This window comes from Proteus sp. FME41 (assembly GCF_014897315.1).
Lineage (GTDB): Bacteria > Pseudomonadota > Gammaproteobacteria > Enterobacterales > Enterobacteriaceae > Proteus.
Map to the genome: position 1 here is coordinate 1 of NZ_JABUYL010000039.1, position 10277 is coordinate 10277.

Annotated in this window: 8 protein-coding genes; all 8 read right to left on the reverse strand. The window is 32.7% G+C overall.

Annotated elements, in window-relative coordinates; all coding sequences use genetic code 11:
• The coding region (locus INT04_RS18690; RefSeq protein WP_226894185.1) for an ImcF-related family protein at positions 1–1375 on the reverse strand (1375 nt) is incomplete at its 3' end.
• A 331-nt stretch (positions 1376–1706) separates the two neighbouring features.
• The gene (locus INT04_RS18695; protein WP_193017549.1) at positions 1707–2885 is read right to left on the reverse strand and encodes a hypothetical protein; all 1179 of its coding nucleotides are present in this window, start codon (positions 2883–2885) and stop codon (positions 1707–1709) included.
• Between the two features lie 4 nt (positions 2886–2889).
• Positions 2890–3156, reverse strand: a complete 267-nt coding sequence (locus INT04_RS18700) for a PAAR domain-containing protein (protein WP_109409733.1) — start codon at positions 3154–3156, stop codon at positions 2890–2892.
• 23 nt (positions 3157–3179) lie between these two features.
• Positions 3180–4124 carry a DUF6708 domain-containing protein gene (locus tag INT04_RS18705; protein ID WP_193017550.1) on the reverse strand — a complete coding sequence of 315 codons (945 nt, stop codon included), beginning with the start codon at positions 4122–4124 and terminating at the stop codon, positions 3180–3182.
• A 227-nt stretch (positions 4125–4351) separates the two neighbouring features.
• On the reverse strand, positions 4352–5299 hold the full coding sequence (locus INT04_RS18710) for a DUF6708 domain-containing protein (RefSeq protein ID WP_193017551.1): 948 nt from the start codon (positions 5297–5299) through the stop codon (positions 4352–4354).
• Between the two features lies 1 nt (position 5300).
• Complete coding sequence (locus INT04_RS18715; protein ID WP_193017552.1) at positions 5301–7994, reverse strand: T6SS effector BTH_I2691 family protein; 2694 nt, start codon at positions 7992–7994, stop codon at positions 5301–5303.
• Between the two features lies 1 nt (position 7995).
• Positions 7996–8859 (reverse strand): DUF4123 domain-containing protein, encoded by an 864-nt coding sequence (locus INT04_RS18720; RefSeq protein ID WP_193017553.1) that lies wholly within the window; start codon positions 8857–8859, stop codon positions 7996–7998.
• Positions 8860–8868: 9 nt separating this feature from the next.
• A partial coding sequence (locus INT04_RS18725; RefSeq protein WP_193017554.1) for a DUF2345 domain-containing protein occupies positions 8869–10277 on the reverse strand: 1409 nt, incomplete at its 5' end.

Consider the following 10277-nt stretch of genomic DNA (forward strand, 5'->3'; position numbering starts at 1 on the left):
CGGTGCCTAACGTTTGCCATTCTCCGTCTTTTAATTCGGTATATTCAGGCCAAATGCGTAATGCACTTTCAGTGAAAAAAGCGGGATCAATACGGGACGGATCGCTCATCATTAAATAGGCTTTTAATGCTTGATAAGCGGATTGAGCACCTTCAATTCGTTCTGCACTTTCAGGCGGGAACTGCATAAACGCGTGAAGATAATTTTCAAGATGTTGTTGGGTTGAATCGCGTAATAACGGCAACATGGATTGGCTATAAACAGGCCATAAATGACTAAGCAATGCGTTATTACTGCTTAACCCAAAGCGTAGCCAAAATGGAACAGAGGTTTTTTCTCGATGGCTTAATAAACCTAAGGTTTGTTGTAAGCCATATTGTGCCTGTAAGCGGGCAAATTCAGATTGATGATTGTCTGTTGCTAACTGCGCTTGTTGTTGGCTTTGGGTAATTAATTGGCGATTCATAAAATAAGAAACCACCATACCAATCCCCCACAGTGTCATGGCGGTTGCAACGGTATATTGCAAAATACGTTTGGAATTTAAACCTAAAGGCGAGGCTTTTAACTGATAGGGTAATTGTGAATTTGCTGCCATTAGTGCTTTCCAATGGGAATTGGATACCCATTGATTATTTTGTGATGAAGTTGCAGACACATTATTGTTAACAGCCGTACTAAAGAGCACACCAGCGAACGGCAAGGAGCGATAACCTGATAAAAGCGGTGCCAAAGTATTGGCGATTTTTTCACATCCTTCATGCTGTAAAAAGCGGGCTAAAGCAAGTAAATAGGTGTGTGTTTGATTGTGTAAGACCGCTAGTGTGCCTTGTTCCACTAACGCGGGTAAAAGCATTTTTAAGTCATTGGAAAGCATTTCAGAGGTGGCTTTTAAGGGGGCTGAATAGAGTATTGCGGGTGTTTCTTCAGATGTTATATCACCGGTGTTGCTGACATTCCAAAGCCAAATGGGGGCTTGCCAGCGTAATTGACGAAAGAGCTGGTGGAAATAACGGCTAGCGGTATCTGTATTGGTCGGATTTAAGTGATTAAATAAGGAATGACCCAGCGGTTGTTGCGATAAGTTATTTTCTGACACCCAAATAACCGCATCGAGCGGACGACGACGGCGCAGTTGTTTTAAATCTTGAATTAAATTTTCATCAATACTCTGATGGATATCACCACCATAGATAAGCAACGTTCCATTGTTTTCTTGCCAGATGTCCGTTGTTAGATTGGGAGTCAGTTTTTCGATAGAAGTCGAGGTGCCGATAAGGAGTTGGATTGTTATTTTTCTGCGCCAGAAAGTGCTGTAGTAATTTTTACTATAGTCAATAATAATATTTATAAAGCTGGTATTAGCATAATCCATCTGAACCTGTGACTTGATATTTTTATTTTCCCCTCTAGCATTACTATAGTTAAACTTCCCAATATATCGAGCAATTATAAATAAAAATGCAATAATAAAAAATACAATAACCATTGTAATTAAAGTTTTTTTTAAAAAAATATTTTCTTGAATAGAATATTTTATTGTGTCAATAGCATTTAGTGAGCATAGAAGGATAAATAAAAAACAAATTACAGCAATAAACAGTAGCAGTATAATTACCCATGTTTTTTTTAAAATATTTCTAAAATAGAAAAACCTCATATCCATGCCTTTGCTCCGCTATAATATTAATAAGCTTTAAGAAAGCTTAGTTTAATGGATTAACAATTAAAATATTGTCTTTATCAATTAATAGTTGTGGAGATTTTTCTTTAATTAATTGAGTTGTAGTGATATAAACATTTACCCAAGGAGATGCATTATGTGTATATCCGATACTACGATTAATATCGTATAATACAGTGTGACGACTAATATCTGATGATAAAATTTTTATTTTTATTTCATTCTCATGATTATCTTGTAAATTTGTTATCCATATATCTTTTAATTTATTTTTATCAAGATCGCTCCATATCGCTACAGTATTAATTTTTTCATTAAATAGGTCGAAAATATTTTTATTTTCAACCAATTCTGGACGATGAATTTTTGCTATCCCCTTAATTAAATGGTAGTTAGAAAAAGAAAACAATTGTGCAGTAGCTACTTCACTATGATAATTAATAGGAGTATCAAAAGAATAAATATTAATTATAAGTAAAAAATCAAATAATTTAGGGCTATCTAACCAATGATCAATTAAATCTATTTTTACCTCTTCTGTATAGCTAACATTATAGGCTCTTTCTATTCTTTGAGCTAATATCTCATCAATCTCTATTTTTTCATCATCTGAAAAATTAGAATAGTTAGATGATATTATTATCTTAAATTTAGCATTATCAGGAATTTGATATATTTTAGATATTAATGATGGTTCTATTAATAATTTATTTAACCTATTTATTATTCTAGTAACATTATTCTCCTTAATATCAGAAAATTGAGAGCAATAAATAACATTGTCATCTAATTGATATGAAGGTAATAATGATGATTTACCAACCACTATTTGAGTCGATAAATCTTTACAATTTTCGAGATAAGGCAATATCATTGCTTGACTTAATAAGGTTATATATCTTTGTCCAATAATAATCAGATTATCTCTATCTTCTTCTCTTTTTTTATCCCACTCATCAGCTATAACTTGATGCAATATATAAAATAAATATCTGAAAAAACAGAGGCCAACCCACACTAAAAAGGTTAAAAAAGATATCTGTAAAACTGATATCTTTTTTATATTAAGAAAAGGAAAGATAAAGTAATTAATAAAATTAATAAAACATAATAAAAAAACAAAAAACTTTCCCCATGTTTTTATGGAGGGCAGTGAATGGCGTTTTGCTTTTGGTGGTAAAGATGATAAATCAACAGGCATAAGTTTATTGACTCACTTTAGCTTTAGAAAGAGAAGAAATTAATGTACAACCACAGCTACATTTATATCCATCGAAAGCAACAGGAATACCATCATCTAAAAATGTGGGATGACCTTGAGCTATTACAACATTATCATGCCCTTTTTTAGGGCAGTAAACAGCATCACCTAAACGTGCAACACCAATACCATTAAATATCATAGAAGATGATCCTGATAATACATAGCCTCCGCTACTATTCTTATCACCGATGCGAATAATTCCTTTCATTATTTAATACCTTAAAGTGACTTTTAATAAAATGCTTTCCAGAGATCTTTAGGATTCGTTTTTTCATTTAAGATATAAGGATCATTAGGGTCTATTTTGCACTGCTCTTCTATTTCCTGTGGCCAAATAGGACGGCGACTGGTTAAGATTGCAATATAGCGAGGAATACTAATAATAAAAATAATTGGAGACATCAATGGCATTAAAATTTTCAACATACCTTTAAATAACGTGCTGACATAAAAGAACGTGAATCCATAACTTTCTTTTTTATTGGCTATAGGTAAACAAAATTCAACTTGTTGAATAATATTCTCAGGCCCTTCTTCCATATAACGTCGAATAAATTCCCAATGATATTTCAGTAATTCAAAATTACCGGTGGAGGCAGGAAGGCAAAAGGTATCAATAATGGTTTTATTATCATCAGCAAGAACATGCCCACTAATATAATAGTCGTTTTTCATGCTTTTAGCGTAATCAAGTCCCGTGGTGAAAAATACTTTCTTCCAAGGTACTGAAATAATAGAACCATCAGTGCGAAAGGCGTAAACCATTTGATTTTTACGATCAAAACGTAATGGGTAGTGTGTCCATGCAAACCACTCTGTTTTCAGTAAAGAGAACATAAAGAGTCCCATTGCAAGGAATAGGGGGGCTAAAACTGATGCCAACAATATTTTACCTGAACTATGATCAAAAAATATAACTGTCAATACAAGCTTTAATGCAAAAATTGAGAATAAAGTAGTAAGTATAGAAGAAAAAAGACTCACAAACCCTTTTGAAGAATAATATTTATCCACCATTTCTAGATAATGAGAATTTATTGCGATCACTTTTATATCAGGAATTAATTCTTCATTGGTTATATCAATACGGCTATTTTGATCAAGTTTGCCTGCAATTTCTTCATTATTTAATGGGCGATTAAGCTTAAACTTTTGTAGTAATCCGTAACTATCCATTTTAGTCTTGCCCTAGTGCTTGTTTAAATTCATACATCTCCATTTCCATGGTGGGATAAATAGGAGGTAATTGATATATGGGGTATCGTTAAGTATTTTTTATGATAAATATAGTTTAGACCGTTTACGAATAATATCATATTTTTCAATAAAATATGAATAAGTGCCTATAACAACAATAAAACAACTGTCATAACAATGAGGGATTAAATAATTTAAAATGGCTTTTAATAAAATGCTTTCCAGAGATCTTTAGGATTCGTTTTTTCATTTAAGATATAAGGATCATTAGGGTCTATTTTGCACTGCTCTTCTATTTTCTGTGGCCAAATAGGACGGCGACTGGTTAAGATTGCAATATAGCGAGGAATACTAATAATAAAAATAATTGGAGACATCAATGGCATTAAAATTTTCAACATACCTTTAAATAACGTGCTGACATAAAAGAACGTGAATCCATAACTTTCTTTTTTATTGGCTATAGGTAAACAAAATTCAACTTGTTGAATAATATTCTCAGGCCCTTCTTCCATATAACGTCGAATAAATTCCCAATGATATTTTAGTAATTCAAAATTACCGGTGGAGGCAGGAAGGCAAAAGGTATCAACAATAGTTTTATTATCATCAGCAAGAACATGCCCACTAATATAATAGTCGTTTTTCATACTTTTAGCGTAATCAAGTCCCGTGGTGAAAAATACCTTCTTCCAAGGTACTGAAATAATAGAGCCATCAGTGCGAAAGGCGTAAATCATCTGATTTTTACGATCAAAACGTAATGGGTAATGTGTCCATGCAAACCACTCTGTTTTCAGTAAAGAGAACATAAAAAGCCCCATAGCAAGAAATAGAGATCCCATAGTAATAATATATAATATGATTCCTTTAGATAGTGGGCTAAAAAAAATAAAGTGTATAATGATCCATATTACACCTCCCAAGAATGCAATAGTACCTAAAGAAGAAAAAAGACTCACAAACCCTTTTGAAGAATAATATTTATCCACCATTTCAAGATAATGAGAGTTTATTGCTATGACTTTAATGTCGGGGATTAATTCTTCATTGGTTATATCAATACGGCTATTTTGATCAAGTCTACCGGCTATTTCTTCGTTATTTAATGGGCGATTAAGCTTAAATTTTTGTAGTAATCCGTAACTATCCATTTTAGTCTTGTCCTAGTGCTTGTTTAAATTCATACATTTCCATTTCCATGGTGGGATAAATAGGAGGTAATTTATATTTAGGATTATCATTAGGTATTTTTTGCCATAAACACTGTTCCAGCCATTTTTGGATATTATCCTGTCCTTCAATGGCGATATAAATAGCTGTTCCTAACATAAGAATAACAGCCACTAAAGTAATAACCAATCCGATTGGGGTTAAACTTGAGGCAAAAATAAGAAAAATAAACCAACCTCCAGCAAGAGCTGATAAAGCATAAGCAGCTGTCATTCCTTCATAATCTTTGCCTTTATTATATGCTTCATTTGCATGATAAATATCAAAAGCAACAGTTACAACGCCCGCCGCTAATCCTAAAAATCGTCCCATAATTTTGGATGCAGTTTCTAAAGATTTTAACCCATTGAAAGTGCGAGTTGTTAACAGACTATGAACTCGAACATATTCTTGAATACCTGTTTCTATTACGCCAAAACCAGTACCAAGAACAGCCGCCGCTCCGGCATAAAATCGACTATTCTCTTCTAATTGATCTTTAGTTAATGTTTTTTTATTTCCAAAATCGGCGGAGGAAAGCACTGCTACTGTTTGTAATATTCCAGATAATACACCAGCCCCCATTAAAGTCAGTGCTTTCCCTGAGCCTGTTGTGAGCTGAGTTTTCCACTGAATATGAAGTTTTTCCTTTGATTCTGAAGTGGTAAATAACATTCCTGCCATTGCTTCTTCTTTTGCTTTTTTAGGAAGATTTTTAATATTCTCCCATTCAGTAATATCTATATCTATTAAATAATTTTGGTTTTTTATATTATAAACATCAAGACCTAAACACTGTTTACGTTTTATTTCTGCTCTGACATGAAATTCTAATAAATCTTTATTAGGCGTTACCCCGCCATTATTAATCGTCATCAATTCGGATACAACATACTTGATAAAATGTTTATACTCACCTGATTTACTAAGTGGAATAATTGCTTTTTTTTGAATAACACCAAGAGTGACTAAAAATGGAAATACTTTTTTTGACTCTAAAATAGTATTTGTACTTTTTATAATAGCAGATGAAAAATTTGCTAAATATAGCCCCATTACACTATCAGCATTAAAACCAGGATTGTTTACTTTATCCACTGTTTGTTGCATAGCATCAATTAAACCATTCCATGGTACAGATGTCAGATTAGGGGATTGAAATACTGCCTTGTTAATTTTTTGTATTAATGTTTCATGATTAAAAGCAAGCGCTCTAGCGACAATGTTGCTTTTATCTGTCAGATCTTTTAATAAAGCTTTACTAAATAAATCTCTAACCTTTTCTTTATTTGCCATATTTGCGACAGCATAGCAAACGGTCGCAGTGTATTCCATACCACTTGTAATATCATTTTCATCAAAATTATATAAAAAATAATCTGTTAATTTCTGAGATTCAAACCAATCAATATAGAGTTCTATCCTAGGATTTAATATCCTTTGAGTATATTCAGATAGTCTATTTTTAAACTCTTCCTCAAAAGTATCGAATTTTTTAGTATCATAATATTTTTCATATTTAGCCCAATGAGCTTGAGTTTTTTGTTCTATAACTGATTTTGCTAGAAGTTGCTTTATAATATCGCTATCAGGAGCATCTATCGGTACTTTATATGTATTATCACCTTCGGGATATTTATGAACTATACCATTAGTATCTACACGTACAACGTCAACACTTTCACTGAGATCATTATTTTGAATAGTTTTTGTTATATAATCAGACTGAAACTTATTTTTTATTCCTTCTTTTAAACTAGAAATGGTAGTATAAAGCATAGTTTCACGCTCAATATCTTTTTTCTTATAAACATCTTTATCAAGTTCATATTGAATAAGTGCGGATAAATCTTTTAAAATTCCAACAGGATCTTGTAATACTAATATTGCACCATTTGAATGAAAGTTACTATTAACTATTTTTTCAATCTCTTTCCCTGATGCTTTTGGTGATGCAAGATATTTTTTATTTAAAGCTATTGCACCATAAAAAGCATTAGTTAAAATTGAAGCTGTAAATAAAAAAGATGGTGACCACTGTTTTAATTCGCTTTCTCTTGATTTAAGAAAATATTCAGAGATATATTCATCGGGTTTATTAAGTGGTAATGATTGATTTTCTTTATTAGTCTTAAGCCATCTATCCATATTAAATAATTGCATATTTTCTTGATAAAAACTGGGTTCTTCATGTTTTTTTCTTACGACATCAGTCCATTTCACTTCAGACCAAGAAAACCAAAAATTTCCATTTTTTAATGGTGCAGGGAAAATAGGGAGAGTAATAAATGAAGCTCTTGCTAATTCTTCTGGTTTATCAATACAAGGTTTTACTTCACCAGAAAGAACATCATCTGGAGCTTCTCCATTTTGTGGAAGTGGGTAATAGAAGCCATCTTTAGTGACATAATAATTTATCCAGGATTGAGCCAATTCATCCCAAATATTCAAATAGCCAGCACGTAATAAACGAAGAGTATATGCAGTTTCGCCCTGATTATTAATCGGTACTTCAATATTATTCGGTATAACAGGAAGTATATCATTTTGAGACATAATTGCGGGTCTAACGGGTAATATCGGAAACCCATATCGCGTACAAAATTTACAGCCTTCTTGTTTGCTAGAAGAGTCCATTTTATTCTCCATAAATTTTAATTAAAGTGGGTGTCTCAGATTTTATTTCATTCCATTTTAAAATATCTATTTTAAGTATCATTCTTGAAAAATATTTAGGATTTTTAGATGACAAATATAATAGTTCTTTAAAATTATTTTGGAGCCAAAATGCACATTGATATGTTACTCCATAAAACGAAAAATTAATGATATCTTCTTGAGCTATCAAACCTAAATTATTTGCTTGAGTAATTAATTTATTAATTATCTTACTGGTTTTTATTCTTTCAGATAATACTGTTATTCTTGGTAATTTATTTATTATTTGATTAATCAAACCTATTTGGTGAATTTGTGTTAATGGTAAATCAGTCGGTGAGCCTTTTTGATAATTAATATGTTCTGGAAAATATAATGTATTCCATTGATTTTCTAATAGGTAAGTCCAGGATTGAATTAAATGCGTTTTTAATAATAATTGTAATTGCCAAGGTGTTAACATCCAAGATAAATGAAATAAAACTCTAGGATCATAATAGCGTAGTACATAATTTTGTTGTTCATCGCTAATTAGCAACATACTTGCCAGCTCATTTTTTATTTCATTTGCTGATAACTGACTTTCTAAGAGTAAACAAATTTTTGCAGAAGATGAAATTTCTACCGACTGTTGCATTATTTCCGATATTATAGATTGCCATTCAGATGATGAAAGTTCATGTAGTGATATCAGTGCGGGATAAAGATGTGATTGCGGTTTAAGATGTGAAGAAACGATATCTAGCGTGGGATAACGTTCAACCAGCTCATTTGCAAATGCTTTATCTATAACAGCATATTGATGTTCACTAAAACTTTTAGCTTGTGATAAATAATATTCCATATTCATTCCTTAGCTTAAAGGGATAATTCCGTCGCCATTTTGAGCGGCTTCACTCGCCATTACTTCACAAGCAGTAAAATTAGGATAAGGTGTATTTAATGTTGCAACATCAAGATATTGAAGATTAGCGCTTTTTACATTAAAGTCCCCACCAGTTCCATGTTCAATCTGAGTTGCTTCTATTGTGATATAAGATCCCCCAGATTGGAGGGTTATTTTCTTATTAGCACTAATAATAATTTCATCATTTGTACTTGTGATATTAATTGCCTTTTGGGCAATTAAATCAAGGGCATCTGTTTGTGCTTGAATTTCAATTTTACCTGCTACACTTACTAGTTTTATTCCTAACTCATGAGCAAAGAGTACAATTTTTTTCTTCGCTATTAAAAATAAACGCTTAAGAGATGATATTTCGGTATTTCCTACCGCTGAATATATTTGATTACCATTACTGCTATGCTGAATATGCTTAGGTGTAGAAACAACAATTCCCCCTGGAGCTCCAGCAATTATTACAGGCTCTTTTAATTCAGTAATACTATTATCTAAAAAGGTTGCTTGGGTTTCGTTATCTAAAGCGTCAACTTCTGCTTTTTCTAATAGTGTAGACAGCGATTCTGCTGTTGATAATGCATCAGAAAGTTGGCGTTTTATTTCAACAATATTAAGTTGTTGCTCATCAGCCTTAGTTTGTTCTTCTGCCGTAAGAAGTAATCCTTTACCTGCTCTTATTGCTCCCCAACTATCAGTGCGTAACTCAAAACCTTCACCACGTTTATCACGATTGGCATCGACAATATGACCTAAATTTAATTGAGATTTACCTCCATATTCGGTACTGAGTTTAATATGCTCTTCACCGCGTTTATCTTCCATTCGCAGCTTATTATTTGCAGGAGTACGAATAACATTACGTGTATTGTTTCTATCCGTTACATGATCGGGATGGCGCGAATCATGCAATGCATGGGCGATATAAGGTCTGTCTGGGTCGCCTTCATGAAAGGCGATAGCGACTTCAGTACCTTGAATTAACGGAAAATGCATCCCATAGGTATCACCCGCATAAGGTTTTGCCAAGCGTACAGGCATACTTTCATAGCCCATGGGTTTTTCATCACGGTCGGCATCAAATTTTACCCAATAAAAACCATGTTCATTTTGGTGGGCGTAAATATCGTTATCTTTTGCACTAGTAATACGCGCAGTCAGTGTGCCTGTAATAATTGGACGAGGTTTAACAACTGGACGCCAACAAAGTGTTTCACTGTAAGGAATGGCATTAAACCGTACTTGTAGTGCTTTTTCTCGACCACCACTAAAGCGTAAACGAGTGATTAAAATCGGTGATTGAAACACTGACGGTAATGATGAAGGTATGACGTTATCAATGATAGAAAGTACTTGTAGTGGGG

Bases quoted from the DNA above. Each gene is read 5' to 3' on its own strand.
- INT04_RS18695 (WP_193017549.1), bottom strand. From the start codon at position 2,885: ATGCCTGTTGATTTATCATCTTTACCACCAAAAGCAAAACGCCATTCA.
- INT04_RS18700 (WP_109409733.1), bottom strand. From the start codon at position 3,156: ATGAAAGGAATTATTCGCATCGGTGATAAGAATAGTAGCGGAGGCTAT.
- INT04_RS18705 (WP_193017550.1), bottom strand. From the start codon at position 4,124: ATGGATAGTTACGGATTACTACAAAAGTTTAAGCTTAATCGCCCATTA.
- INT04_RS18710 (WP_193017551.1), bottom strand. From the start codon at position 5,299: ATGGATAGTTACGGATTACTACAAAAATTTAAGCTTAATCGCCCATTA.
- INT04_RS18715 (WP_193017552.1), bottom strand. From the start codon at position 7,994: ATGGACTCTTCTAGCAAACAAGAAGGCTGTAAATTTTGTACGCGATAT.
- INT04_RS18720 (WP_193017553.1), bottom strand. From the start codon at position 8,859: ATGGAATATTATTTATCACAAGCTAAAAGTTTTAGTGAACATCAATAT.